Here is a 24,923-nt window from a genome sequence, read left to right on the forward strand (position 1 = left end):
AGGCCTGCTTGAGTTTTAACTCATAACTTTTAACTCCTAACTCTTAACTCTAAAAATGCCAACCTCCTCTCCTGCCCGCCGTTCGAAGCCGACGCCCTTGAAGCCCGTGCGCAGTGGTCGGTTCACGGCGTTCACGCGCACCATGTGGGTGCTGTTTGGCGCGGGCGTGGTGGGCCTGGCCTTGTTTGTGCTGGCCGTGAGCGGCAACTTCCTGAACCTGTTCGGGCGCATGCCCAACCTGAAAACCCTGGAAAACCCGCGCTCGGAACTGGCCTCGGAAATCTACTCCGCCGATGGGGTACTACTGGGCAAGTACTTCCGGGAAAACCGCACGCCGGTTGAGTTCAACGAACTGCCCCAAAATCTGGTTGATGCCCTAATAGCCACCGAGGACGTGCGCTTTGAGCAGCACTCGGGCATCGACCTGAAAAGCGTGTTCCGGGCCGTGGTGGGTGTGGCCACCTTCAACCGCAACGGTGGCGGCTCCACTCTCAGCCAGCAGGTGGCCAAAGTGCTGTTTAAGACCCGCGCCGAAGACCTCAACAACGGGTCGCTGAACGGCAACGGCAAGGTGGGCCTGCTCATTACCAAGGCCAAGGAGTGGATTCTGGCCATTCGGCTGGAGCGCAACTACACCAAGCGCGAAATCCTGCGCATGTACCTCAACACGGTGGAGTACGGGTCGAACTCGTTCGGTATCAACACCGCTGCCAAGACGTTTTTCAACAAAAAGCCGCTGGACCTGACCACCCCCGAAGCCGCCACGCTGGTGGGCATTGTGAACGCGCCGGGCCGCTTCAGCCCCATCAACCACCCCGAACGCTCCCGCAAGCGCCGCAACTGGGTGCTGCGCCAGATGGCCAAGTCGAACTACATCACCGATGCCCAGCTGGCCCAGGACACCGCCAAGGCCATCGTGCTGCACTACTCCGTGGAGAACCCCACCAAGGGCCTGGCGCCGTACTTCCGCTCGGAAGTGGCCAAGTCGCTGGTGGCCTGGGCCCGCGAAACCGACCACGACCTGTATGCCGATGGCCTGAAGATTTACACCACCATCGACTCGCGCATGCAGACTTACGCCGAGAAATCGGTGGCCGAGCACCTGGCCCTGCAGCAGAAATGGTTTACCCAGCACTGGAAGGGCCAGCTGCCCTGGCGCGACGAAAACGGCAAGGTCATTCCCGAGTTCCTGAACATTGCCATGCGCCGCACCCAGCGCTACAAGTCGCTGATGAACAACTACGACGGCAACCGCGACTCGGTGAATTACTACCTGCGCAAGAAGTACAAGATGCAGGTGTTCACCTGGCAGGGCGAAAAGGAAATGCTGATGTCGCCGCTCGACTCGCTGGCGTATTACAAGCGCTACCTGCGCGCCGGCTTCATGGCCATGAACCCCCTGAACGGCCAGATAAAAGCCTGGGTGGGCGGCCCGAACTACAAGTTTTTCAAGTTTGACCACGTTCGCCAGGGCAAGCGCCAGCCCGGCTCCACGTTCAAGCCCATTGTGTACACGGCGGCCATCGACCAGGGCTATTCGCCCTGCTACCCGCGGCCCGACGTGGCCACCACTTTCCCAGCCGTAGCGGGCCGGGCGCCCTACACCCCCAGGAACTTTGAGGGCAGCTTTTCGGGCCGGGTGTTTACGCTGCGGCAGGCCCTGGCCCGCTCCATGAACTCCATCACAGCGTGGCTGGTGATGAAGCTCACGCCCGAGACCATTGCCGGCTACGCCAAGCGCATGGGCATCGAGTCGCCAATTGAGGCGGTGCCGGCCATCGGCTTCGGGTCGTCGGATGTCAACATATACGAGCTGTGCGGTGCCTACGCCACCTTCGTAAACAAGGGCGTCTGGACTTCGCCCACCATGGTGACGCGCATCGAGGACAAAAACGGCAACGTGCTGCGCGAATTTGTGCCTCGTACCCGCGAGGTGCTCAGTGAAGAAACCGCCTACGTGATGACCAACATGCTGCAGGCCAGCACCACCGAGCCCGGCGGCACCAGCACCATCCTGCACACCGGCTTCAAGTTTCCCTATGAAATAGGTGGCAAAACCGGCACCACCTCCAATTACTCCGACGCCTGGTTTATGGGCATCACCCCGGACCTGGTGTGCGGCATGTGGGTGGGCGGCGAAGACCGCAGCATTCACTTCCGCACGGGCACCTACGGCCAGGGCGCGCGCCTGGCGCTGCCGCTCTACGGCCTGTTTATGCAGAAGGTGTACAAGGACAAGAGCATCGGCATCAGCACCGCGCCGTTTCCCAAGCCCGCCGCGCCGCTCGGCATCGAGCTCGACTGCTCGAAGTACTACGGCGGCCAGCGCGACACCATCCCCGACGCCCAGAAGCTGAACCGCCGCGACCCCGTCGACCTCAGCGATGAGGACATATAATCGCTGATTGCCACTGATTGAAGTGATTTCGCTGATTTTTTCTTCGGCGAGGTGGCTAGGCAGCAGGTTTGTTGGTGTTTAGCAGAAATGACCGGCGACTTTTGCCGGTCATTTTTTGTTACGAACAGCGCCTACCGCAGCAGTTTTCAATCGCGCCCCGTATTCCCTTCCTCCAACGCGCCCCTAGAATCAGCGTAATCATATCAATCAGCGGTAATCAGCGATATATGGCAGCCAACCCCGAACTGCAAGCCCAAATCACCGCCCTGCCCCACAAGCCGGGCGTGTACAAATACTTCGACGACGAGGGCATTATCTACGTTGGCAAGGCCATTGACCTGCGCAAGCGCGTGAGCAGCTACTTCACCAAGCAGGACCACAACAAGAAAACCCAGCAGCTGGTCCGCAATATCAAGCGCCTGGAGTTTACCATCGTGGACTCAGAGTCTGATGCTTTCTTGCTTGAGAACAACCTCATCAAGCAGCACCAGCCCAAGTACAACATTCTGCTGAAGGACGGCAAAACCTACCCCTACCTCTGCCTCACCAACGAGCGGTTTCCGCGCCTCATTCCCACCCGCAACAAGATTAACGACGGCTCGCGCTACTACGGCCCCTACGCCAACGGCACGGCCCTGAACGTGCTGCTGGAGCTCATCCGGGCGCTGTACCCACTGCGTACTTGCAACTTCCGGCTGAGCCCGGAGAACGTGGAAGCCGGCAAGTTCAAGGTCTGCCTCGAATACCACCTCGGCAACTGCAAGGGCCCCTGCGAAAACCACGAGGACGAGGCCCGGTACAACGGCTACATCCAGCAAATCCGCAACATTCTCAACGGCGACCTGCGCATTCCCAAGCAGTACTTCCGCGAGCAGATGAGCGCCGCGGCCCAGGACATGCAGTACGAGCTGGCCCACCAGTTCAAGGTGAAGCTGGATAAGATTGACGCCTTCCAGGTGAAGAGCACCATTGTCTCGGCCACGCTCACCAACATTGACGTGTTTGCCATTGCCAGCAACGAGAAGTCGGCCTTCATCACCTACCTCAAGGTCATGAACGGTTCCATCATCCTCACCCAGTCCCTGGAAGTCACCAAGAAGCTGGACGAGGAAGACGCCGAAATCATGGCGCCGCTCGTGATGCAGATGCGCCAGGAGTTCGAAAGCGAGTCGCGCGAAATCATGACCAACGTGGCCATCGAGCTGCCCCTGCCCGGCGTCACCCTCTCCGTTCCGCAAATTGGCGACAAGCGCAAACTCCTTGAGCTGGCCCTCAAAAACGTGCTCTACGCCCGCAAGGAAAAGGAGAGCATGAATGAGCGCAGCAAGGACGTGAACGAGGTGCGCATCATGGAAACCATCAAAAAAGACCTGCGCCTCACCGAGCTGCCCAAGCACATCGAGTGCTTCGACAACTCCAACTTCCAGGGCGATAACCCCGTGGCCGCCATGGTGTGCTTTCGCAATGCCAAACCCAGCAAGAAGGACTACCGCCACTACCACATCAAAACTGTCATCGGCCCCAATGACTTCGACTCTATGTACGAAGTGGTATCGCGCCGCTACCGCCGCTTGGTGGACGAAGGCGCCAGTCTGCCCCAACTCGTCATCGTAGACGGCGGCAAAGGCCAGCTCAGCATGGCCGTCAAGGCCCTGAAGGACCTCAACCTGTGGGGCCAGATTCCCGTCATTGGCATCGCCAAGCGCCTGGAGGAAATCTACGTGCCCAACGACCCGCTACCCATCTACATCGACAAGCGGAGTGAGTCACTGCGCCTGTTCCAGCGCATGCGCGACGAAGTGCACCGCTTTGGCATCACCTTCCACCGCTCCCGCCGCGACGCCGGCACTCTCAAAACCGAACTCACCGACGTCAAGGGCCTCGGCCCCGTCACCGCCGACAAGCTCCTCAACAAGTTCAAGTCCGTCAAGAAAATCCGCGAGCTCACCGAAGCCGAGCTCATCGCCGAAGTGGGCAAAGCCAAAGCCAAAGTCCTCCAGGACTACTTCGCCCAAAACGATGCGCCCTCCCACCCCATGCCCGCCCGCCAACTCCCAGGATAACCCAGCTGCAGCTAAGCAAAAAAAGACCCTCGCAGCAACGCGAGGGTCTTTTTTGCTTAGCTGCAACCGACTACAAAATCCGTGTAATCCGAGCTAATCCGTGGTTTAGAAGCTCCACAGGTTGTACTCGTACTCAATCAGGTCGGCCGCTGTCTGCTGAGCAGCCAGGATGCCCTGCTGGGCACCACCGTAGATATCGTCGAGGCGGCTGTCGCTTACGTTCGATACTTTGGTGATGTACGAGTTGAACAACCACAGTTCGAAGGCGTCAGCGAGGTTCTTGTGCTGGGCATCGTTCTCGGAATTGAACCAGATAGCGCTTTCCGGATTGGCGCGGAACATCTTCACCAGGTCGCTGTACTTGAACGTCGCGATTGGCTTCTCGATACCTGAAGCATTCGAAGGCAAGGTCGAAGGAACATACAAAGTAATGGATTTGATGTCGTGGTACATTCTCGACCGCTTCTTGTCGAAAATCATATCCTCTTTCACTTCCATCGAAAACAGGTCCTTGTAGCGGTACTGGTTGCCGAGGGAAACAGGAGCCGCTGCGGGGGCCGGAGCCGCCGCCACCATAATGGTTTTGCCTTTCTTGTCCTTCATCGGCTTACCGTTGGCGTCCAGTTTGGCTACCTTTTTAACCGCAGCAGCTTTCTTGGGGGCCGGAGCGCCCCAGTCATCACCGCCGCCCTGCAGGTCCTTTTCGCTGAAACCGGCTGCTTTTTCTTCGTCGCTCAGTTTAAAGCCTTCGTCAACGTACGAAGAATTACCCGTTACTTCCTGTGCATTAAAGGTAGACGTCAGCGAGTCGTTCTTGTAAGCCTGCAACTCACCCCGCTTTACTGCTTCCAGGATAACGCGGCTAATTTCTTTGCCTTCCGAAAACATCGGCTTGTTCTGCTTCTCGCGCAGGTCCACTTGCCGCCAGATGCTCTTGCGGAACATTTGGTCGGATGGCGGAATCGGGCGGTGCGAGCCCGTGCTGCTGGCCGTGGTGGCCTGCTCCTGGGCAGCCGCCGTCAACGACAACGTCAAGCCTGCCGCAATAGCGGCCAAAGTGTGGATGGATTTCATATCGGGCAAAAGCAGATTTACTTTAAGATAGTTCGATAACGCGGCCTGGGCCGAGGATATTACAACAGGGGAACGTTAAATTGCTTGGATACATTCACCGGCTCTACGTTGCCCTGGAAGTTCTGGCGCTGCACGCCCTTTACTTCGATGTAGAGGCGGTCGCCTTCGCGGTACGCATTCACCACATCGCTCAAATCAGCCGTAGGGCCGTTGATGGTGCGGGGTTGCAGGGCGGGCCGACGGCCACGCACCAGGGTTACCTCGTAGCTCGACACGCGGAACTTAGCATCATCAGGCAAGAAGGTGGCAAAGCTGGCATCTGGAATGGCACGGAGCGTCATCGAGCGCATGGCAGTGCCGGGAGTGCCCTGCTTTTCGTTCACCTGCTTACCACCCACGAAGCACTCAATGGTAGGCTTGGGGATGGTGCGCACCTGGAAAGTCTGCGAACCGATGGCGTTGCCGCCGCTGCTCACATTCAGCGTCACTTCCTTTGAGTTAGGCACCAGCGTTACGTCGCCGGTTTTGGCACCGGAGAGCACCGAGGCCCCCGAAGCCGAGAAGCTGGGCTTGTACTGAGCGCCCAAAGCGGGCACCGACACGTTCAGTTTGTTGCCGCACTTCAGGTACAGGGCCTGCACCGAAGCCGACTGGATTTGCATCACCGGCTTGGTCACCGTGTAAGGCACTTTCACCGTGAAGGTGGTGTCGCGGCCGTTCTGGTTGAAGCGAATGGTACCAGTCCAGGAGTTTTTGGCGCTACCTGCAGCATCAAAGTTGCCGGGACGAGCCGTGAACTCCACCTTGCCTTTGCCATCAGGACCAACCGACAGCGGGCTACCGTTCAACGTCATGCGGGGGCTGATACTGGTAGCCGAAGCCGTCAGGAACAACTCGGCTTTGTACTTGGTGCCGGCAGCTACCGTGTTCGACTCGGCGCTGGCGAAAGCCCCAATTTTGTCGAATACGATGGTCTTGGCACCTACTTTCTCGGCCTGCTTCTGGAGCGCCTCGGCTTCCATTTTCAGGATTTCGGTTTCCTTCTGCGAGATGGTGGCCAAAGCGGCTACCACCGGCGTGTTTTCGAAGTTGAGCTCAGCGAAGTTTTTGGTGCGCTGGTCTTTCGTTACGCGGTTGTCTTCTTTACCGTCGAGTGCCAAAGGAGAAGCATCGGGCACAAACTGCTTCATGTAAGCAGCGTACTCGTTCAACTTGGGCTTCATGGTGGTATAAGCAACACCGTTCTTTTTGCCGCCGAGCATGGTGATGGCTACTTTGTCCTCGCCGCTCATGTTCTTCACATCAGTGGCGGTGTTATCAGTAGCCTTCAGCAGTTGCTCACGCACACCGCGCAGGTACGACACCAGTTCCTTGGTTTTCTGACGAATTTCTTCGCTTTGAGCCAATACTGCTTTGTCGCGGGCCTGGTTTTGGTTCTTCACCACGGCCGCCTGGATACCTTTCACGGTACCGTCGGCTGCTACCGAGGTCTTGTCGTTAACGCTCAGCAAGCTGTCGTCGATGAATTTGAACTTCAGCAAAATTGCTGAGTTCACCTGAAGCGCCAGAAGGGCCGTTAGCACGAGGTACATCATGCCAATCATCTTCTGCCGCGGGGTTTCTTTTCCGCCTGCCATTATCTGTTTCCTCTAAAAATTGGATGAAGAACTGAATTGCTGCCTAGCAATTAGGCTTGGGCCGGAGCCCGCATGGCGTTCAGCATGTTGCCGTACACACGGTTGAGCGACGTGAGGTTGCCGGTCAGGTCAGCTACCTGCTTCTGGAACTGCTCGGTGTCTTTGCCTGCCTGGGTCATGTTCTCCATGGCGTTGCTCAGCGTGCCGTAGAACTGGTTCATGGACTTGAGGTGTGTGTTGGCATCCTGCAACTCCATTTCGTACACCGCGTTCAGTGCGCCCAAGTTCTTGGTCACGTTCTGTACCTGCAGGTGGTACTCCTTGGCATCCGAAGTAGCGTTCGACATGGCCGAAATAGCTTCTACCGTGTTGCCGTAGGCCACGTTGATTTTGTCCAGCGAATCAGCCGCCGTGCGTACTTTCTTGGTGTACTCGTCGGTTACGTTGGTCGCCTCGCCCAGCTGCGCCAGCTGCGACGTGGTGGTGCTGAGGCGGTTCAGGCCCTGGCCCAAGTTGGTGAGTGCCTCCGGAGTTACGTTGGCATTCTTCAACATGTCGTCGAGCTTCATGGTCAAGCCTTTGGCATTGCTGCTCTCAATGGCATTGTTGCCAGTCGAAGGGTCGTAGCCCTCGTTCAACTCGGGGTAAACGAGCGACCAGTCATGCTCTTTGGACTGGGGCTGGAACGCGCTCAGAAAAAAGATAATTGCTTCCGTGCCCAAGCCTACGATAAGCATTTCGTCGGCACCTTTCCAGTGCTCAATTTTAAACAATGCGCCGATAATAACAACTGCTGCACCGATGCCATAGATTTTGGGCATCAACGTATCGTAGAGAAAACTTCCTTTAGCTGCCATGAGAATTTAACTGATTGAAAGGTGTTAATGTAGGTGTTGTAGGGAGGGGTGATGAAACAGGGCCTTAGCCGTTAGAATAAAGCTTAGTTGAGGGAGCTATTCGAGCCCATGCCAATCTGAATCATCGAGCAGCGGAAGCCGATGTAGGAGCGGGCCGAATCCTGGTATTCGAAGTTGCGGGTACCGGTTTCGAGGAAGTACGCAATGTCTTTCCACGAACCGCCGCGCACCACTTTGCGGGGCTCGTTGTCGTCGGGATTGGTGGGGTTCAAGTCCCACACCACCGGCACCGAAGCCTCCATATACGCATCGTCACACCATTCCGAGACGTTGCCCGCCATGTCGTACAGGCCGAAATCGTTCGGGAAAAAAGAGCCTACTTCCGAGGTGTAAGCAAAGCCGTCGGAAGCGTAATCGCCGCGGCCGGGCTTGAAGTTGGCCAGCATGCAGCCCTTGCTGTTGCGCAAGTACGGGCCACCCCACGGATAAGTAGCCAGGTCGCGGCCACCGCGAGCGGCGTATTCCCATTCGGCTTCCGAAGGAAGACGGAAGTTGGGGTCGTTGGCATAGCCGCTTTCCTCACGCGCCGCGTTCCGGAATTTGGTGCGCCAATTGCAAAAATATTTAGCAGCAAACCAGTCCACGCCTACCACCGGGTATTGGTCGAAGGCCGGGTGGGTGTAGTAGTACTCCAGCAGGGGGTCGCCCATGTGGTAGGTGAAGTCCCGCACCCACACCGTGGTGTCGGGGTAGAGTTCCGTCATCACATATTCTTCGCCCAGCACGTCTAGAGAGTCCATCTTGATGGCGTCCATGAACTGGCGGTACTCGTTGTTGGTGATTTCCGTTTCGTCCATGTAGAAGCCGGCGATAGTCACCTGCTTGTTCATGTTGACCATAGAAGCGGAGATGTCTTGGTCCGTCTGGCCCATGTGGAAAGTACCACCTGGACAGGGAACCATGCCAAAAGGCACTTCCTGGGGGTTGAAGATGGGCCGGTCTTCCGAACCAACCAGGTCACCCTGAGGTCCTTTACCAAATCCACATCCACCCAATAATGCTCCGGAGATAGCGAAAAGGGATAGTGCTAGAAGCTTGTTCATGAGAGTTAGAAATTCTGTTTTAATTACCAATACCGCTAAAGTGCATTTGGATGGGTTGGCAAATCTACATGTATTTAGGGTGATGTGCAATACCTAACTTTTTCTGCACACGGCCAAATTCAGGGCAAACACGCTGAATAGCGCAAATAACTCGGTTAATCTGTTTTATTTTTTTTGGGGCAGCCTAAAATTTGTCCTACCCTAGGCAAATAATTGCTCCGTAAATATAGTACCGAGAAATAGGAAAATTAGAAGCTGTAGCGTGGCGTGCGGATGGCCGGACGGGTAATCAGTCCTGGTTTGGGCAACCGGTAGGAGAGCATAATTTCGTGTGAGCTAAATGCCCGCGCATCTTGGTTGAAGGCAATGAAGTCGAATGCGTAGCCAACGCGCATGGCGTTGTCCTTCGCAAAGCTCAGGCCAAGCAGGCCCGAAATAGATTCTTCGTGCCGATAGTTGGCACCTATCCAATATTTATCGTCGATAGTGGCACGAACGCCGCCTTCGAAAGAGTAGTTCTTCGCGTTGTTGAATTTACTGGAACTGGAAAAATCGCCGGGTAACACGGCCTTTGCCAGCACCATAGGTGTGACCACAACGTTCGCCGTGGCGTCGATATTGTATCCCGCCGTGAGGTAGGCGTGGTTCTCGGCCAAGTAGTTGCTTTTGTTGCCGTTGGTGCCCGCGCTCTTGAACGAGTATTCGGAACGGGCCAGGTTGTTCAGGCTGAGGCCGGCGTAGAGCTTCGGCGACTCGTACCACAGGCCCGCTCCCAAATCAAACTTGTTGTCGGAAGCGTCGCGGGGCACGTTGATGTCGTCAGGGTCGATGGCGCGGTAGGTGCCCTTGCCAAGGTACGTGTAGATGCCCTGGATGCCAATACCCAGCTTGCCCGCGCCCAGCTTGATGTGTTGCGAGTAGGAAAGCGCGGCGTTGGTCATTTTGGCCTGGCCGGCCTGGTCGTAGTACACCGCCACGCCTACGCCCCCGCCCAGAGCCAGCACCGGCAGCGAAAGCGTGACGAGGCCCGTGCGGGGGGAGCCTCCGGCATCCACACCGTTGTAGTTCAGGTACTGGTACCGCAGAATTAAGCCTACTTCCCCTTGCCCTTTGATGCCGGCATACGCCGGGTTCAGGTACATGCTATTGAGCCCGTAGTGGGTAAACTGCGGCTGCTGCTGAGCAAGCGCAGTACCAGTTGCTGCCGTGAGCAGCAAAGTCGCAAATAGCGTTACTTTCATAGGGGCGGGCGGGCGGCAGTGTGGAAAGGAAAGGTAGCGGGCGCAATAGGGGTACTAGCTTCCAAATGTAAGCCAAAAACCTCCTTCTGCACACCTGTCTCAAGTCCCTACATAAGCAGAGATTAAGTCGGTTCCCGATACCATAATCAGCTAACCGTTTGGATTGCCGTTTTTCTGACTGGTCTTGCCGACTTCTGCCTGCGTGTGCTGGCGGATATATGCCTCAATGGCCCCGGTCATGGAGGGCGCATTGGGGTGCGGGGCCTCAATGTCCAATATCAACCCCGCATCGATGACTGCCTTGGCGGTGGTGGGCCCAAAGGCGGCAATGCGAGTGCCGTCCTGCACGAAACCAGGAAAGTTGATGAACAACGAGCTGATACCCGAAGGGCTGAAAAACGCCAGGCAGTCGTACTTCACGTCCGAAAGGTCGGACAGGTCGCTGGCTACCGTGTGGTAGATTACGGCCTCCGAAAACTTTAGGTTGTTGGCGCGCATAAACACCGGCAGGTCGTCCTTCCGGATGTCGGAGCACGGGTAGAGGAAGTTCTCACCCTTGTGCTTCTTGATGACCTCAAACAAATCGGCGGCGGTACGCTGGCCCACAAAGAGCTTGCGCTTGCGCAGCACAATGTACTTCTGCAGGTAGTTGGCGGTCTGCTCCGAGATGCAGAAATACTTCATCTCGGCGGGCATTTCCAGCTTGGCTTCCTGGCAGATGCGGAAAAAATGGTCGACAGCGTTCCGGCTGGTGAAAATCACCGCCGTAAATTCCGAGATGTTTACTTTTTCGCGCCGGAAATCCTTGTAGGATACGGGCTGCACATCAATAAATTCCCGAAAATCGACTTTGATGCCGTATTTCTCAGCGATGGCGAAGTAGGGGGATACGTCGCTGGTAGGTTTGGGCTGGGTAACCAGGATGCTGCTGATTCGCTTGGCATGCCGGCCTGTACCCGGCTTGTCTGCACTCTCGGCCATACAGGAAAAAGAAAAGGGTAATGTTAGGACAATAAGAGGAGATATTTGAGCTATTGCAGAAAGAATTGACGAATGCCAATTAGTATGTAAAGACGATAAGCTTAAGCAAAACCAATAATGGCAATACTTCAGTAGCGCAAAGGTAGGCAAACAAATGCAGATTCAGGAGGGAAGCGTAGGTGTGCAACGTGCGGGCAACTCGCAGAACTGTACCAACAAGCACGATGCCAATAACCGCGCTGGCGGCCCAGGCCACGGTGCGGGGGTAGCTGGCGTTGAGGCTGAGGTAAAGAAGAAGCGCTACTGGCAGAAACAAGCCGCTGAGCAACGTAGTGCGTAGGAACTCCCGATACTGGATATTGACCAGCCCCTGCAGGCCAAAGATGTAGGCCATAATATTAATGTACAGATACTTGGCAAAAACAAACACCGTAATAAGACCAGTGTAGAGGACAACGCGGGCGACAATTGCCGTTTCGGGCACGTTGAAAAAACGGCGCAACAGCGGCAGGTTCTGTAAATCGGTGTGGATGGCGGTGAGCAACAAGCCAAACGACAGGGCAAAGAGCACCACCAATAACAGATTCAGCAGCGAGAAAGCTGGCTTAACCAGAAAGACCTGGTCGCTGCCGGTACCGAACAACTCATCGAGCTGAAAAATACGGGCCAACCCGGGCTGGTAGGTGGTGCGCACGGCGCCATAGGAAAGGCCCAGCACCAGCAGGAGCCCCAGGTACACGTTTTGGCCCTGCGGTCCGGGAAACCGGGGCTGGGCCTGCCCCGCCTGGGCCCGGGGGAGGCCCGCAACAGCACTGCTCACGCTCACCCCGGAGAAGGATGCCAGGGCCGGCTCGCCGTCGGGCTGCCACACGGCCAGCAGGTGCGTACCGGGCGCAAGCTGGGCAGGCAAGAGCTGCGACAGGTCGAGGGAATACGTGGTGGCCGTGCGGGCCGAAAAAACAAGTTGGTTATCGAGGAACAGACTCAGGCCGGGCTGAGCCGCGAAGGAGAGCGGGAAGGACTGGTCGCGCTCGACCCGCACCCACTGATAGTAAGCATGGGCCGGCTGGTGGTAGCCCTGCAGGTACAGTACCAGCAGGTTGCGCTTGGCATCGTGGATGAGCCAATCTTCCGACAGGGCGGAGGGCGACGACGGGGGCAGCTGCTTGTACTCGCTGGCTCGCGCAGGCGCCACCAGGCCCACCATTGCCAGCAACAGGCTGCAAACCAGCAGCCACGAGGTGCGCAAAAAGCCCGGCAGTGCCATGAGACGAAGCGCGTTAATTGCCGGTGTCGGCGGCCAGGAGCTGGCGGCGCGAGATACGGCTTTGGTACACCCCAAAGAAAATGCTCAGCAGCGCCGAGAAGGCGGCCAGGGCCACGATGAGCACGGTATTGCCCAGGGCAGCAAACCGGATGACGAACAGGATAGCCAGAATATTGAGCAAGCCCAGCAGCAGCACCGTGCTGATTTGCTGAAAGCCCATGGCCAGGATGCGGTGGTGAATGTGGTTTTTGTCGGGGGAGAAGGGGGAGCGGCCGGCCAGCATGCGCAGGGAGAAAACCCGCAGGGTATCAAACAGCGGCACAAACAGGATGCCGACGGCCACCGACGGCGACGAAGACCCGAACGGCTCCCCTACCCGCGCGCCCATTTCGATGAACTGAATGGCCAGCACCGACACAATGAAGCCGCACACAAGGGAGCCCGTGTCGCCCATGAAAATGGGGGCCCGGTGGAAATTGTAGCGCAAAAAGCCCATCAAGCCGCCAATGAGGCACACCGCCACGTAGGCGTAGTTGCTATAGGCCGGGCCGCCGTACTTATAGAAGTAATACCCAAACGTGATGCAGGCAATCAGCACGATGGTACCGGCGAGGCCATCGAGGCCGTCGATAAGGTTGATGGCGTTGGTAATGCCCACAATGACACCCAGGGTGAAGGCGAAGCTAACGCCAACCGGCAGGGTCCAGATACCCAGAATGCCCTGAAAGCTGGTGATGCGCACGTCGGCCATTATCATCACAATGCCCGTGGCCAGGAGTTGGCCCACAAACTTCTTGGAAACGGACATGCCCACCAAGTCGTCCTTCAAGCCCACAAAGAAGAGGATGATGCAACCGGCCAGCAGCTCTTTGGCGCCGTTTTGCAGCGGAGCAAATATGGTGAGGGCCGACATGAACCCCGCGAACACAGCCACGCCGCCCAGGCGCGGCGTGAGCGACTGGTGCACCGTGCGCCCGTTGGGCGTGTCGAGCATGTTTTTGAGGTGCGCAATGTAGATGATGGAGGGCACCGCAAAGAGGGACACCAGCAGCGCCCACATCCAGGAAAGTGCCAAGGGAATATCAAAATGAGTCATAAAGAATACAATAGGCCGCCCGGGAAGGTCAAATTTTTGAAAACCCCGGCACGGGATTAAAAACCGTTAGCTGTGTAAAATTCCGACCCGGTCAAGCAAGGCAATGTGGGTGAAATTATCGGCTACGATGGAGTCGGGCACGAAAATGAATTTCTTATCAAAAATCTGAGGGCCATTGTAGTAGCTGACCCAGTACTGGTTATTCAAATGAAAAAGCGCCGAATCGATGGGTTCGACGGGCACTGCGGTGTGGGGCGGCACTTCTTCGAAGACGTAACGCAGCGTGGACGTGCGCACCTTCTCCCCGTCATCCTGCAGGCCGTAGCCGTTGGCATTCACAATGACGTTTTGAAGCGGGAAAGCGTTGTGATTGAGCAGGTAAACCTGCCAGATGGCCTGGCCTTCGGGCGTCAGCGCCGCTTCGTCGGGGATGACGGCTACCGAAACGCCTTCTACAGGGTCAAAAGAAATGTCTCGTTTCAAGGCAGCGGACTTTAGGCAGTTTCTACGGATTGGGAGGCGGTGGCGGGCGCTTGCCGGCGGCTACGCACGGACCTCGCTGGCTCCGAGCAGTTCGAGTAAGTGAGGCAACAGACGTTCCTGAACGTCGGCGACCGATACGGACGCTCCGCTCCCCAACTCTTGTGCCAGAGAAGTCACGGCTTTGTCGGTGATGCCGCAGGGCACGATGTGGCCAAAGTAGTTGAGGTCGGGGTTGACGTTCAGGGCGAAGCCGTGCAGCGTGACCCAGCGGCTGCACTTCACGCCCAGCGCGCAAATCTTGCGGGGGTTGGCGGCGCCTTCCTCCCAGTCTAGCCACACGCCGGTGAGCCCGGCAATGCGGCCGGCGCGCAGGCCGTATTCGGCCAGGGTGCGAATGACCGCCTCCTCCAGGGTACGCAAGTACCAGTGGATGTCGGGCCGGAAGTTGTCGAGGTCGAGAATGGGGTACCCCACTAGCTGGCCGGGGCCGTGGTAGGTGATGTCGCCGCCGCGGTTGATGCGGTGGAAGCTGGCGCCGTGCGCCGTGAGGGCGGCTTCGTTGAGGAGCAGGTGCTCGGGCTTGCCGCTTTTGCCCAGGGTGTAGGTGTGCGGGTGCTCGCAGAGCAGCAGGTGGTTGGGGGTGGGAGCCGGGGCGGCCCCAGTGGTTTCGGCCTGGCGGTTTTGGGTTTTCACGGCCAGCGTGGCGTCCATCAGCTCCTCTTGGTAGTGCCAGGTGGGCACGTATTCAACCAACCCGAGGCGTTGCACCTGCAGGGTGGGGTTGAGTAGCGGCGCGGCGGCGCCAACGGGGAGGGCGTCGAGCAGTTGGTGGGGAAACTGGTCTACGGAGGAGGCCATGAGCGGGAAAGAGGACAACGGGACGCAAAGGTACTAAGCGCGGTAGGCTTTCCCCGGCTCCTTCGTCCGCGGACTTCCCGTTTTTCGTTTCGCAACCTACGAGCTTGCGGCGGCCGGAGATTTGCCGGCCAGCGGCTAGCTTGCGGCGGTTCTTTGGCTCTTGCTTTATGGCCGCCGCCTCACTCCTTAACCCCTGCTTGATGGCCCATGCCCCCCACGAGTTAGGCCGCGCCGGCGAAGCCGCCGCGGCCGACCATTTTCTGGCGCTGGGCTACGAGGTGGTGGCACGTAGCTACCGACACGGCCGCGCCGAAGTCGACCTGGTGGTGCGACGTGGCGTGGCGCTACTGGTATTTGTGGAGGTGAAGACCCGCTCCTCGGGGCAGTACGGGGCGCCCGAGACGTTCGTCTCGACCCGAAAAAAGGAATTGTTCCGACTAGCGGCCACCCACCTGCAGGAAGAAATGGACTGGCGCGGCGACATCCGCTTCGATATCCTGGCCCTCACCCTGCTCAGCCAGGGGTTTTTCATCGAACACTTCGAAGATGCGTTCTATTGAGTTGTCAGACAGTAGTTGTTGGCTGCTTGTTGCCAGTTGTCTGGATGCGAACAACTGACAACTGCTCTACTGCTACAACGCGCCCATGGCCCCGGTAGCGTTCCGCTTACTTGGCGCGTTTTGGCAACACCTTGGGGGCGGCGCGGGGCACGGGACGGCGCTGGCCGGGCCGGTCCACGGCCTCGGGCTGGCCGCGCTTGTCGATGTTCTTGTCCTTATCGAAGATGATGGTGGCGTTGCGGTTGTACTCCCGCACGAGTTCGGGCTCGGCCACTTCCGGGTCGTAGCCAGACTCGGCGTACTGGTATTCGTAGTGGCGGCGGTTGCGGAAGCCCCAGTATTTGGTCCAGGTGCCCACGCGCTTGCCGTTCTCAAACTGCCCGCGCCAGTCGGCCTGCCCGTTGATGAGAAACTTGGCGTAGTCGCCTTCCAGCTTGCCGTTCACGTAGGGCACTACTTCGTTGATGAGGCTACGGTCTTCGCCGTAGTAGCTCACGTTGGCGTCGCGCGGGAAGCCCATTTCGTAGTGGATTTTGGTCAGCAGCACCCCGTTCCGGTCAAACCGCTCCCAGCGCAGGTGGCGGGTACCCAGGGCGTAATAGCCCGTCTCTATCACCTTATTGTTTTGCAGCTTTTTATAAGGACCGTGCAGAATTTTCAGGCTCGCAATGTCTTCCTCAATTGCCGCCAGCTTCAGGATTTTGTGCTTCTTGGTATCGAAGTAGTAATGGGCCGGCGCGTAGGCATTGAGCGGCAGTGGGTACTTCAGAAAATAGAAAACCTCGACAATCTGGTTGCGGCCCTTGGGACCCGATTTAGCAAAGCCCTTTTTAATTTTTTCACCCAGAAATACCTTCTTTTTCTTGCTGGGCTTGCGCTGGGCTGCCTTTTCGGCCTCTTTGGCAGCACGCTCCTGCTCTTTGGTAATCACCACTTTGCGGGCCGTGCTGAGCGATGGGCTGCCCTTGAGCGTGTCGGCGGTGCGGGTTAGCGTGTCCGAAGCCAGCACCGCCACGGCCTGCGCCGGATTGCTGTTGAAGGAAACCGCTTTGCGGGTGCACGCCCATGGCAGCAAGGTGGCCAGCAGCAGCGCAAAAGCAAGGAAACGCAGCGGCCGCAGCCACAAACGGGAATTAGGCATGAATCGCACGGGATGATTTTGCGGCACTAACGTAAAGGTATACCGGTTTGGTGCCTTGGGGAATGGGGCCGAGTTGGTGAATAAAGGAAGAACTGGCGGCGGCCACGCAGCGCCTGGCCTGGGTCAGCACTCCACCCTCCGGGTCGCTACATGCAGCCGTTGGCCCGCTACCAGCAGGTGCAGCCGCAGCCCGTGCCCGCTGATGGGGCGGCCTTCGGCGATGGTCGGCACGTTATTGTGGGTCGTGTCGCTGGCGTCTACCACCACCACCACTTCTTCGCCAAATACCGCTGCGGGCTGGTTGGGGTGCAGAAGGAGGCCGGTTTCCTCGCTCAGGCCGATGCCCAACAGACTGGGCTGGGCCAGCACCGCGTGCATCAGGCGGGGGTAGCGGCCCCGCTCGGCAAAGTGCTGGTCGAGGAGCACACCGGGCAGCAGGCCCAGCCCGGGCTTCACCTCAATGCGCCCGCCCAGCAGGCTGCGCCAGCCGTGGCCGTACACCAGCATGTACTCGGCCATGGCCGACGCTCCGGCGCTGGTGCCGGCCAGCACAAAGCCATCTTCGTGCCGATACTTGTCCTTGAGAATGGTTAGAAACTCGGTGTTTAACAGGAATTCCGTGAGGCGCTCCTGGTCGCCGCCGCTCATGAAAACGAGTGTGGCCTTGCGCAGGCGCGCCAGCGTGGCGGGGTCGTCGGCGGGGTGGGTTTCGTCCACGCGCAGGTGCCGCACGTGCGGGCAGTTCAGCTGGTGCCAGGAGTGGGCGTAGGCGGCAGCAGTGCGGGCGGGCTGGCGCCGGGTAGCGGTGGTGAGCACCTCAATAATGGCCGACTGGCCGGGAATGAGCCCGGCCAACAGGGCCAGCATGGGGTCGTCGTCGCCACCGCCCAGCATGACCAGGGTGCCACGCGGTGCACCCGCAGAAGTAGTAAAAGGCATCAACATGAATTTAAGTCAGCAAGATGGCGGTTTTGGTTACAATACAGCCCCCGCCTTTATCACTTAACGGTTATTTTTAGCCCAAAGCTATGCTTTAGCCCTACTTTTGTCGGGCTACTTCTCCCTCCTTTCAATCCCGCTTGCCTAGCGAAGCACTCTCCTTCCTCTTTACATGCAGCCGCAGACCGTGGAAACCATCACGTCCCTGATTCAGGAGGGCGAATTTTTCAAGCTGAAGCAGGTGCTCCGCGAGTTTCAACCGTCGGAGCTGGTCACGCTCATTGAAGAGGAAGAGGAACGCGAGCAGCTCATCATCTTCCGGCTGCTGCCCCTGAAGCTGGCCACCGAGGTGTTCGAATACTTGGACCTGGAAATTCAGCGGCACTTCCTCGATAACCTGGCCCAGGACAAGATGGCCGACATCCTCAACGAGATGTCGCCAGACGACCGCACGGCCCTGCTGGAGTTCCTGCCCGCCAACTTCGTGGCCGAGCTCATCCAAAGCCTTTCGGAGCCCGAGCGCAAGGTGACGCTGCAGCTGCTGGGCTACCCGGAGGACTCCGTAGGCCGCCTGATGACGCCCGACTACATTGCCATCCGCGAGACGTGGACGGTGCAGCAGGTGCTCGACTACGTGCGCCAGCACGGCGGGCAGTCCGAAACGCTGAGCATGCTCTACGTAACCGATGCGCACGGCGTGCTCATCGACGACATTCGCATTCGGGAGTTCCTGCTCTCGGCCCCCACCATCCGGGTGCGCGACCTCATGGACCGCCGCTTCGTGCAGCTCACCGCCGTGCAGGACCAGGAAGAAGCCATCGACGTGTTCCGGCGCAACGACCGCAACGCCCTGCCCGTGGTATCGGACCAGGGCATTCTGCTCGGCATCGTGACCATCGACGACATCCTGAGCATTCGCGAGCAGGAAGACACCGAGGACATGCAGAAGCTGGGCGGCTCCGAAGCCCTGGACGAGCCCTACCTGGCCACGCCCCTGCTGGGCATGCTCAAGAAGCGCGCCGGCTGGCTGGTTATCCTCCTGATTGGGGAAATGTTCACGGCCACGGCGCTCAAGTCCTTTGAGGAAGAAATTGCCAAGGCCGTGGTGCTCACCATCTTTATCCCCCTCATTATCAGCGCCGGGGGCAACGCTGGCTCGCAGGCCACTTCGCTCATCATCCGGGCCATGAGCCTCGGCGAGCTGACCATTGGGGACTGGTGGCGCGTGATGCGGCGCGAGCTGGCGACGGGGGCCATGCTGGGCGCAATATTGGGCGCGGTAGGCTTGCTGCGCATCCTGCTCTGGTCGCGCATCTTCCCCGGCGAGTACGGGACCTATTACTGGGGCATTGCCCTCACGGTGGGTTCATCGCTGGTCGGCATCGTGCTGTGGGGCTCGTTGTGCGGCTCCATGCTGCCCCTGTTGCTCAAGCGGCTTGGCGCTGACCCTGCCACGTCCTCGGCCCCCTTCGTGGCCACGCTGGTCGACGTGACCGGGGTTGTGATTTACTTTGCGTTCGCCCTCTTATTCCTGAGCGGCACGCTGCTCTAGTCCGCTTGTCATGGTTGCCACCGTAGGAAAGCTCATCGGTTGGATAGGAATGAAGCGCCTCCTTGCGGGAGCAGCTGCCAGCGGCATGCTGGCGCTCAGCAGCTGCACGGTGGTGGGCAACGTAACGCAGCTCGACGACGACTACTACCGATTGATACGGCGCGAATCACCAGATTCACTGGTGGCAGCGCTGCAGGCGAAAAAGGATTTCTACGTGCAGCAGCGCGCCGACACGTTGCTCCTGACGCCTCCTTCCGGCGCCGCCCTGCTCACCTACCGCTACCGCCTGCAGCCCAACCAACGAGTGGTGCTGCTGCGCCGCCGTCTGGACGTTGACGTGTTTACCATTCCCTTCAAAATGCGTCCCTCGCAGGGCAGCGTGCCGGTGCAACTCAACACCAACTTCAACGCCGCCATTTACCTGGGACGCCGCCTGGATTTTTACGCGCTGCGAACCAAACGCAGCACGCCGTTTGGGGCCACGCCGCACGTGCGAGCCACGGGCATCGGCTACGGGGCCTTCGTGGGCGTGGGCTCCACCGTCGTCAACCCCGACGTGACGCGGCAGCGCGCCACCATTGCCGACTACGAAGGACTGGTGGTGCACGGCGGGCTGGCCGCCATCTACGATGCCCGTGCCTTCAACATTGGGGTGGCCGTGGGTGCCGACCAGCTGCTGGGGCCCGATGGCCCGCACTGGGTGTACCGCCGCAAGCCCTGGTTTGGGGTGCTGTTTGGCCTAGACCTGAACTAAGCCCGGGCGCTACTCCACCCGGCGGCGGTTGGCTTTTTTCTCGCCGTCTTTCTTCTTACCCTCCAGCCGCTTGCGCACGGCGCCTTTGCTGGGCTTGGTGGCCTTGCGGGGCTTGGGACGGCGCAAGCTCTTGAGCAGCAGCTCGTGAAACCGAGCCAAGGCAATTTCCTTGTTGCGCAGCTGGCTGCGGTCGTCTTGGGCCGTGATGAGCAGCAGGCCCTCGGCGGTGAGCTGATTGGCAACCTTTTCCAGAATCAGCGCTTTCTGCGCCTCAGTCAAGACCTGCGAATCCTGCAGGTGAAAGCGCAGCTCCACCCGCGACTCCACCTTGTTCACGTTTTGCCCGCCCGGGCCGCTGGAACGGCTGGTTTGGAAAGTGATTTCGGGCAGGAAAGCGGTAGCGGGCGGCAGCACTTTTTTAATTATGAATTAAGAATTATGAGTTATGAATTGGGCCATTTAGCTCGTGCATAAACACCAACTTATAATTCATAACTTATAATTCGTAATTATTTGTAGAGCAGCATGGCACCGTAGGAGTACCCGCCGCCGAATACGGTGATAATCACCTTATCGCCCCCTTTCAGCGTGTCCCAGACTTCCGATAGGCCGATGGCGGCGCCGGCGCAGCCGGTATTGCCCAGGCGGTCAATGTTGTTGACGGCCCGGCTGGGGTCAAGACCCAGCTGCTTGACCACGTTTTTGGAAATGCGCAGGTTGGCTTGGTGCGGAATGAGGTACGTGAGGTCGGCCGTGGCAATGTGGTGCTTGTCGAGCAAGGTTTGGGTTACCTTGGCCATGTATGTGCACGCTTGCTGAAACACGTCGCGGCCGAAAGGCATCACAATGCCCTTTTCAACCGGTTTGAGGGTCACTGCTTCGTCGGCTTTGCCCACGGGCGCAGCCCCGCCGGTGATGACTTCGGTAATGTGCAGGTCGTCGGGGCTGATGCGCTCCTTGGAAATAAGCAGCGCTGCAGCGCCGTCGCCCCACAGGTGGCCGGCCATGGTGTCTTCCTCGTTGTTGTAGGCGGTGTTGTGCTCCGTTACCACCACAATGGCGCGGGTGGCTTTGCCCATGGCAAAGTATCCCTCCACGATTTCCACCGCATTGAGCAGCGAGGAGCACGCCGAGGAGATGCTGACCGTCGGAATTTCGTTGATGCCGAGGTAGCGCTGCACGGCGTGGGCGGCCGTAAAGATGGTATCGTGCGGCGTATAGGTCCCCACCACGACCAGGTCGATAGAATCCTGGGCGAAGGAAGGCGCGGCAGCCAATACGGCCCGGGTAGCCTCAATGGCCATGGTGTTGGCGTTTTCGCCCGGAGCGGCTTTACGGCGCTCCTCAATGCCGGTTCGCTCAATTATCCACTCGCTGGCAAGGCCATTCAGGCGGGTGAAATGCGCATTGGTTACGACTGCCTCCGGGAGGTAGGCAGCCACATGATGAAGATACACAGGGTGGTGTTGGGTGGGATATTATAGCGCGCTAAACAGTCTGGCAAAGGTACGGCGCCGGGCCCCCGGCAGCCTGAATAGCTGCTCATATGCCCGAATTTTACACTCTGAAGGGTGCTGTTGGTGGTGATTTCTGCATTGAAACAAGGTAGCGCACCACCGCTAACCATTAGCCCCGCAACCAGCAACGGGGCGATGCACGCGAATAGAAAGTTATAGGGATTGCCTGCTGTAAATGTCAGGTGGCTTACCCAATGGCTTGGGAGCAGGCAGTAGGATGCAGGCCTCGCACGGCGCCTTTGCTGACTGTTTATTTGCATAAAAGTGCTTTTGCTACACGCTGGCGTGAGTTGGCCTAATTTTGCCACATGTCGTCCCTCCTTCATTACCTCGACCAAGGCCAGGGCCAGCCCTTGGTCATTCTCCACGGCCTGTTCGGCACGCTTGACAACTGGCAGACCCTGGCCCGACGCTGGGCTACCGAAGCTGGCCTGCGTGTCATCAGCGTGGATTTGCGCAATCACGGCCGCTCCTTTCAAAGCCCGGAGCATTCCTACGACCTCATGGCCCAGGACGTGCTGGCGCTGTTCGACCACTTGCAGTTGGGGCCTTATACCTCGCTGCTGGGCCACAGCATGGGCGGCAAGGTGGCCATGCGCTTTGCCCTCGACTACCCCGACCGCCTGGCCAACTTGCTAGTGATGGACATTGCCCCGCGCTTTTCCGACATGCAGCACCAGGACGACATTCTGGCGGGCCTGCAGGCCGTACCCCTGACCACGCTTGAAAACCGCCAGCAAGCCGACGAGGCCATGACCGTGCACATTCCGCAGCTGGGCGTGCGGCAGTTTTTGCTCAAAAACCTCTACCGCCGCGACGACAACTCCTTTGCCTGGCGCATCAACCTGGAAACCCTGGCTACCTCCATGGCGGCCGTGGGCGAGGAAACCACGGCCGCGCAGCCTTTTCTGAAGCCCGCGCTGTTTGTGCGGGGCGGCAAATCGAACTACATCACCGCCGAAGACAAGCTCCACAGCATTCCGGCCCTCTTTCCCAACTCGCAGGTAGAAACCGTGGTCGACGCCGGCCACTGGCTGCACGCCGAAAAACCCGAGGAGGTATTCCAATTGGTGAAGGCCTTTGTGCAGCAGTAGAAGCAAGTAGGCGCAACCTGGAGCCGGGTCCCAAGCCGCGGGGCCGTTCCTTTGCGCGCTCAACCCGCTGCTTATGCCCGCTACGCTATACCTCCTGCCCACGCCCCTCGCCGAGGACACTGCCCCGCAAGTGCTGCCGCCGCAGGTGCTGGCCGCCGTGGCAGCCCTCCCCTACTTCCTGGCAGAAAACGCCCGCACGGCCCGCCGCTTCGTGAAAAGCGTAGCCCCCGCCCGCGTGATTGAGGACATCCGCTTCACCGTCATCGACAAAGACAGCACCGACGCCGAGGTGCGCGCCGCCCTGGTGCCGCTGGTGAAAGAAGGCATCGACGGCGGCATCCTCAGCGAAGCCGGCTGCCCCGGCATTGCCGACCCCGGCGCGGCGCTGGTGCGCGAGGCCCACCGCCTGGGCCTGCGCGTGGTGCCACTGGTGGGCCCGTCATCGTTGCTTTTGGCCTTGATGGCGTCGGGATTGAACGGGCAGCAGTTTGCGTTTCACGGCTACCTCCCCATTGAGAAAGCGCCGCGCATCGCGGCCATCAAAACGCTGGAACGGGAAGGGCAGCAGCGGCAGCAGTCGCAGCTGTTTATTGAGACGCCCTACCGCAACGGGGCCTTGTTCGCCGATTTGGTGGCGCACCTGCAGCCCGGCACCCGCCTGTGCGTGGCGGCGGATGTAACCGGAGCAGGCGAATTCATCAAAACCCTTACGGTGAGTGACTGGCGCCGCCTGCCGACGCCTGAGCTGCACAAGATTCCTACGGTATTCGTGATTGGCACGTGAGCACAAGCTCCCCTCCTTAAAAAAGGAGGGAAACTTGATGTGCAGCTACGCTACGGCCATCACCGTTTCGCCGTGCTGGCTGACGTCGAGGCCAGCGGCTTCGTGGCAGGCATTTACCCGAATGGGAATCAGCAGGTTGGTGAATTTGTAGAGCGCGAACGAGCCGCCGAAGGTGAACAAGGAGATGAACGCCAGCGCGCCGAGGTGATGCCAAAGCAGCGTAGGCGACCCAGTGATGAGCCCGCCTTCTTTGGCAAATATGGCTGTCATTATCATGCCCACGATGCCGCCCACGCCGTGGCAGGGGAACACATCGAGGGTATCGTCCAGCGTGGTGCGGGTTTTTAGGGCCACGGCCCAGGCGCTGATGGCCGACGCGCTGGCTCCAATGAACAACGCCGGGCCGTAGCTCACGTAGCCCGCCGCGGGCGTAATGGCCACCAGGCCCACCACCGCGCCTATTGCAGCGCCCACCGCCGAAGGACGCTGCCCGCGCACGGCCTCAATCAGCATCCACGTCAGCATGGCCGCGGCCGAGGCCATGTGGGTAGTAAAAAAGGCCTGCACCGCCACCGTATTGGCTGCCAGCGCCGAACCGGAGTTGAAGCCGAACCACCCGAACCACAGCAGGCCTGTCCCCAGCAGAACGAAGGGAATGTTCACGGGAATGTGCTGATGGCCGGCTTTGTGCGCCTCGCGCCGGCCCAGGGCCAGCGCGCCGGCCAGCGCCGCAAACCCCGCCGCGATGTGCACCACCGTGCCGCCCGCAAAGTCCAGCACACCCCACCGGAACAGGAAGCCGTCAGGGTGCCAAGTCCAGTGGGCCAGGGGGCAGTAGATAAACAGGCTGAACAAGCACATGAACAGCAGGTAGCCCCAGAAACGAATGCGCTCCGCGAAAGCCCCGCTAATCAGGGCGGGCGTGATAATGGCAAATTTTAACTGAAAGGCGGCGTAGAGCACCAGGGGCAGGTTGGGAGCCAAGCGTGGGTGCGGGGCCGTACCCACGTGGTTGAAAAGCAGAAACGTGAGCGGATTGCCAATGATGCCGCCGATACTGTTGCCAAAAGCAAGCGAAAACCCCACCACATACCACAGCACCGAAATCACACCGAGGGCAATAAAGCTTTGCAGCATGGTTGAAATCACGCTGCGCTTGCTCACCATCCCGCCGTAGAAAAACGCCAGGCCCGGCACCATAAACAGCACCAGCCCGGAAGCCGTGAGCATCCACGCCAGGTCGGCGGCAACGAAAGCATCGGGCCGGGCGTCGGGGTGGTCCTGTGGTATCACGGCTGCTACAAGAGCCAGCAGTAATAGAAGGGCGAGGCAGACAGCAGCCAGATTCTGTTTGCGAGTCATCGCAAGTATGTTTTTAGTAGTCATGCTACTACTAAATTACATTTATTTTCGAAAATAACCTTTTAAAATAAGGGGTGTCAGCTGTTTCTCTTAAAATAAAACCTAAATGGGCCTTAAATTCAATGGTAGTTACCTAAAATTTGACAAATTAAATCAGAGCCA

Annotated in this window: 22 protein-coding genes; 7 read left to right on the forward strand and 15 right to left on the reverse strand. The window is 58.9% G+C overall.

All coding sequences use genetic code 11. From position 1 onward, the window contains the following. Nucleotides 1–55 precede the first annotated feature (55 nt). Together BEN47_RS01805 and uvrC are read left to right on the forward strand one after the other, a co-directional pair. Nucleotides 56–2,398: a penicillin-binding protein 1A gene (locus BEN47_RS01805; RefSeq protein ID WP_239691475.1), complete on the forward strand. Its 2,343-nt coding sequence runs from the start codon at nt 56–58 to the stop codon at nt 2,396–2,398. Nucleotides 2,399–2,625: 227 nt separating this feature from the next. Further along, entirely contained in the window at nt 2,626–4,461 is a 1,836-nt protein-coding gene (gene uvrC / locus BEN47_RS01810) for an excinuclease ABC subunit UvrC (protein WP_070724494.1), read from the forward strand. Nucleotides 4,462–4,566: 105 nt separating this feature from the next. On the opposite strand, the gene porN is transcribed toward uvrC, so the two are convergent. The 10 genes from porN to lipB form a co-directional block, all read right to left on the reverse strand. Further along, a complete protein-coding gene (gene porN / locus BEN47_RS01815) occupies nt 4,567–5,535 on the reverse strand; it encodes a type IX secretion system ring subunit PorN/GldN (RefSeq protein WP_070724495.1) in 969 nt (322 codons plus the stop codon). A 59-nt stretch (nt 5,536–5,594) separates the two neighbouring features. After that, nucleotides 5,595–7,172 (reverse strand): type IX secretion system motor protein PorM/GldM, encoded by a 1,578-nt coding sequence (porM, locus tag BEN47_RS01820; protein ID WP_070724496.1) that lies wholly within the window; start codon nt 7,170–7,172, stop codon nt 5,595–5,597. A 50-nt stretch (nt 7,173–7,222) separates the two neighbouring features. After that, a complete protein-coding gene (gene porL / locus BEN47_RS01825; protein WP_193427121.1) occupies nt 7,223–7,993 on the reverse strand; it encodes a type IX secretion system motor protein PorL/GldL in 771 nt (256 codons plus the stop codon). Between the two features lie 119 nt (nt 7,994–8,112). Then, complete coding sequence (gene porK, locus BEN47_RS01830) at nt 8,113–9,132, reverse strand: T9SS ring complex lipoprotein PorK/GldK (RefSeq protein ID WP_070724588.1); 1,020 nt, start codon at nt 9,130–9,132, stop codon at nt 8,113–8,115. A gap of 248 nt (nt 9,133–9,380) precedes the next feature. Continuing rightward, entirely contained in the window at nt 9,381–10,373 is a 993-nt protein-coding gene (locus BEN47_RS01835; protein WP_070724498.1) for a PorP/SprF family type IX secretion system membrane protein, read from the reverse strand. Between the two features lie 150 nt (nt 10,374–10,523). Further along, nucleotides 10,524–11,354 carry a uroporphyrinogen-III synthase gene (locus BEN47_RS01840; RefSeq protein ID WP_070724499.1) on the reverse strand — a complete coding sequence of 277 codons (831 nt, stop codon included), beginning with the start codon at nt 11,352–11,354 and terminating at the stop codon, nt 10,524–10,526. Between the two features lie 79 nt (nt 11,355–11,433). Continuing rightward, nucleotides 11,434–12,621: a DUF4271 domain-containing protein gene (locus tag BEN47_RS01845; protein ID WP_070724500.1), complete on the reverse strand. Its 1,188-nt coding sequence runs from the start codon at nt 12,619–12,621 to the stop codon at nt 11,434–11,436. 13 nt (nt 12,622–12,634) lie between these two features. Further along, nucleotides 12,635–13,717 (reverse strand): MraY family glycosyltransferase, encoded by a 1,083-nt coding sequence (locus BEN47_RS01850; RefSeq protein ID WP_070724501.1) that lies wholly within the window; start codon nt 13,715–13,717, stop codon nt 12,635–12,637. 66 nt (nt 13,718–13,783) lie between these two features. Then, a complete protein-coding gene (locus tag BEN47_RS01855) occupies nt 13,784–14,200 on the reverse strand; it encodes a hypothetical protein (RefSeq protein WP_070724502.1) in 417 nt (138 codons plus the stop codon). Between the two features lie 60 nt (nt 14,201–14,260). Then, nucleotides 14,261–15,058 (reverse strand): lipoyl(octanoyl) transferase LipB, encoded by a 798-nt coding sequence (gene lipB, locus BEN47_RS01860; RefSeq protein ID WP_083322015.1) that lies wholly within the window; start codon nt 15,056–15,058, stop codon nt 14,261–14,263. Nucleotides 15,059–15,258: 200 nt separating this feature from the next. On the opposite strand from lipB, the gene BEN47_RS01865 reads away from it, so the two are divergent. Further along, nucleotides 15,259–15,618, forward strand: a complete 360-nt coding sequence (locus tag BEN47_RS01865) for a YraN family protein (protein WP_070724503.1) — start codon at nt 15,259–15,261, stop codon at nt 15,616–15,618. Nucleotides 15,619–15,724: 106 nt separating this feature from the next. On the opposite strand, the gene BEN47_RS01870 is transcribed toward BEN47_RS01865, so the two are convergent. Next, nucleotides 15,725–16,759 (reverse strand): toxin-antitoxin system YwqK family antitoxin, encoded by a 1,035-nt coding sequence (locus BEN47_RS01870; protein WP_125921445.1) that lies wholly within the window; start codon nt 16,757–16,759, stop codon nt 15,725–15,727. 123 nt (nt 16,760–16,882) lie between these two features. After that, the gene (locus BEN47_RS01875) at nt 16,883–17,698 is read right to left on the reverse strand and encodes a cyanophycinase (RefSeq protein ID WP_158010801.1); all 816 of its coding nucleotides are present in this window, start codon (nt 17,696–17,698) and stop codon (nt 16,883–16,885) included. Nucleotides 17,699–17,870: 172 nt separating this feature from the next. On the opposite strand from BEN47_RS01875, the gene mgtE reads away from it, so the two are divergent. Both mgtE and BEN47_RS01885 read left to right on the forward strand, forming a co-directional pair. Next, nucleotides 17,871–19,250, forward strand: coding sequence for a magnesium transporter (gene mgtE, locus BEN47_RS01880; protein ID WP_070724506.1), 1,380 nt, complete (start codon nt 17,871–17,873; stop codon nt 19,248–19,250). Between the two features lie 10 nt (nt 19,251–19,260). Continuing rightward, nucleotides 19,261–20,004 (forward strand): hypothetical protein, encoded by a 744-nt coding sequence (locus tag BEN47_RS01885; protein ID WP_204378262.1) that lies wholly within the window; start codon nt 19,261–19,263, stop codon nt 20,002–20,004. 9 nt (nt 20,005–20,013) lie between these two features. Here the strand turns inward: BEN47_RS01885 and arfB are convergent, their stop codons facing one another. Then, on the reverse strand, nt 20,014–20,418 hold the full coding sequence (arfB, locus tag BEN47_RS01890; protein ID WP_070724508.1) for an alternative ribosome rescue aminoacyl-tRNA hydrolase ArfB: 405 nt from the start codon (nt 20,416–20,418) through the stop codon (nt 20,014–20,016). Between the two features lie 95 nt (nt 20,419–20,513). Then, nucleotides 20,514–21,461, reverse strand: a complete 948-nt coding sequence (locus BEN47_RS01895) for a 3-oxoacyl-ACP synthase III family protein (protein ID WP_070724509.1) — start codon at nt 21,459–21,461, stop codon at nt 20,514–20,516. A 368-nt stretch (nt 21,462–21,829) separates the two neighbouring features. Here BEN47_RS01895 and BEN47_RS01900 point away from each other — a divergent pair, with 368 nt between their 5' ends. Together BEN47_RS01900 and BEN47_RS01905 are read left to right on the forward strand one after the other, a co-directional pair. After that, nucleotides 21,830–22,615 carry an alpha/beta fold hydrolase gene (locus BEN47_RS01900; RefSeq protein WP_070724510.1) on the forward strand — a complete coding sequence of 262 codons (786 nt, stop codon included), beginning with the start codon at nt 21,830–21,832 and terminating at the stop codon, nt 22,613–22,615. 73 nt (nt 22,616–22,688) lie between these two features. Beyond that, nucleotides 22,689–23,399, forward strand: a complete 711-nt coding sequence (locus BEN47_RS01905; protein WP_070724511.1) for an SAM-dependent methyltransferase — start codon at nt 22,689–22,691, stop codon at nt 23,397–23,399. Nucleotides 23,400–23,444: 45 nt separating this feature from the next. On the opposite strand, the gene BEN47_RS01910 is transcribed toward BEN47_RS01905, so the two are convergent. Next, nucleotides 23,445–24,761, reverse strand: a complete 1,317-nt coding sequence (locus tag BEN47_RS01910; RefSeq protein WP_070724512.1) for an ammonium transporter — start codon at nt 24,759–24,761, stop codon at nt 23,445–23,447. Between the last annotated feature and the right edge of the window lie 162 nt (nt 24,762–24,923).

The organism is Hymenobacter lapidarius (assembly GCF_001816145.1).
GTDB classification, from domain to species: domain Bacteria; phylum Bacteroidota; class Bacteroidia; order Cytophagales; family Hymenobacteraceae; genus Hymenobacter; species Hymenobacter lapidarius.

Bases quoted from the DNA above. Each gene is read 5' to 3' on its own strand.
- porM (WP_070724496.1), bottom strand. From the start codon at position 7,172: ATGGCAGGCGGAAAAGAAACCCCGCGGCAGAAGATGATTGGCATGATG.
- BEN47_RS01875 (WP_158010801.1), bottom strand. From the start codon at position 17,698: ATGCCTTTTACTACTTCTGCGGGTGCACCGCGTGGCACCCTGGTCATG.
- BEN47_RS01885 (WP_204378262.1), top strand. From the start codon at position 19,261: ATGGTTGCCACCGTAGGAAAGCTCATCGGTTGGATAGGAATGAAGCGC.
- porK (WP_070724588.1), bottom strand. From the start codon at position 9,132: ATGAACAAGCTTCTAGCACTATCCCTTTTCGCTATCTCCGGAGCATTA.
- BEN47_RS01870 (WP_125921445.1), bottom strand. From the start codon at position 16,759: ATGCCTAATTCCCGTTTGTGGCTGCGGCCGCTGCGTTTCCTTGCTTTT.
- BEN47_RS01805 (WP_239691475.1), top strand. From the start codon at position 56: ATGCCAACCTCCTCTCCTGCCCGCCGTTCGAAGCCGACGCCCTTGAAG.
- uvrC (WP_070724494.1), top strand. From the start codon at position 2,626: ATGGCAGCCAACCCCGAACTGCAAGCCCAAATCACCGCCCTGCCCCAC.
- BEN47_RS01900 (WP_070724510.1), top strand. From the start codon at position 21,830: ATGTCGTCCCTCCTTCATTACCTCGACCAAGGCCAGGGCCAGCCCTTG.
- porN (WP_070724495.1), bottom strand. From the start codon at position 5,535: ATGAAATCCATCCACACTTTGGCCGCTATTGCGGCAGGCTTGACGTTG.
- mgtE (WP_070724506.1), top strand. From the start codon at position 17,871: ATGCAGCCGCAGACCGTGGAAACCATCACGTCCCTGATTCAGGAGGGC.
- BEN47_RS01840 (WP_070724499.1), bottom strand. From the start codon at position 11,354: ATGGCCGAGAGTGCAGACAAGCCGGGTACAGGCCGGCATGCCAAGCGA.
- BEN47_RS01835 (WP_070724498.1), bottom strand. From the start codon at position 10,373: ATGAAAGTAACGCTATTTGCGACTTTGCTGCTCACGGCAGCAACTGGT.
- BEN47_RS01910 (WP_070724512.1), bottom strand. From the start codon at position 24,761: ATGACTCGCAAACAGAATCTGGCTGCTGTCTGCCTCGCCCTTCTATTA.
- BEN47_RS01865 (WP_070724503.1), top strand. From the start codon at position 15,259: ATGGCCCATGCCCCCCACGAGTTAGGCCGCGCCGGCGAAGCCGCCGCG.
- lipB (WP_083322015.1), bottom strand. From the start codon at position 15,058: ATGGCCTCCTCCGTAGACCAGTTTCCCCACCAACTGCTCGACGCCCTC.
- porL (WP_193427121.1), bottom strand. From the start codon at position 7,993: ATGCCCAAAATCTATGGCATCGGTGCAGCAGTTGTTATTATCGGCGCA.
- BEN47_RS01850 (WP_070724501.1), bottom strand. From the start codon at position 13,717: ATGACTCATTTTGATATTCCCTTGGCACTTTCCTGGATGTGGGCGCTG.
- BEN47_RS01845 (WP_070724500.1), bottom strand. From the start codon at position 12,621: ATGGCACTGCCGGGCTTTTTGCGCACCTCGTGGCTGCTGGTTTGCAGC.
- BEN47_RS01905 (WP_070724511.1), top strand. From the start codon at position 22,689: ATGCCCGCTACGCTATACCTCCTGCCCACGCCCCTCGCCGAGGACACT.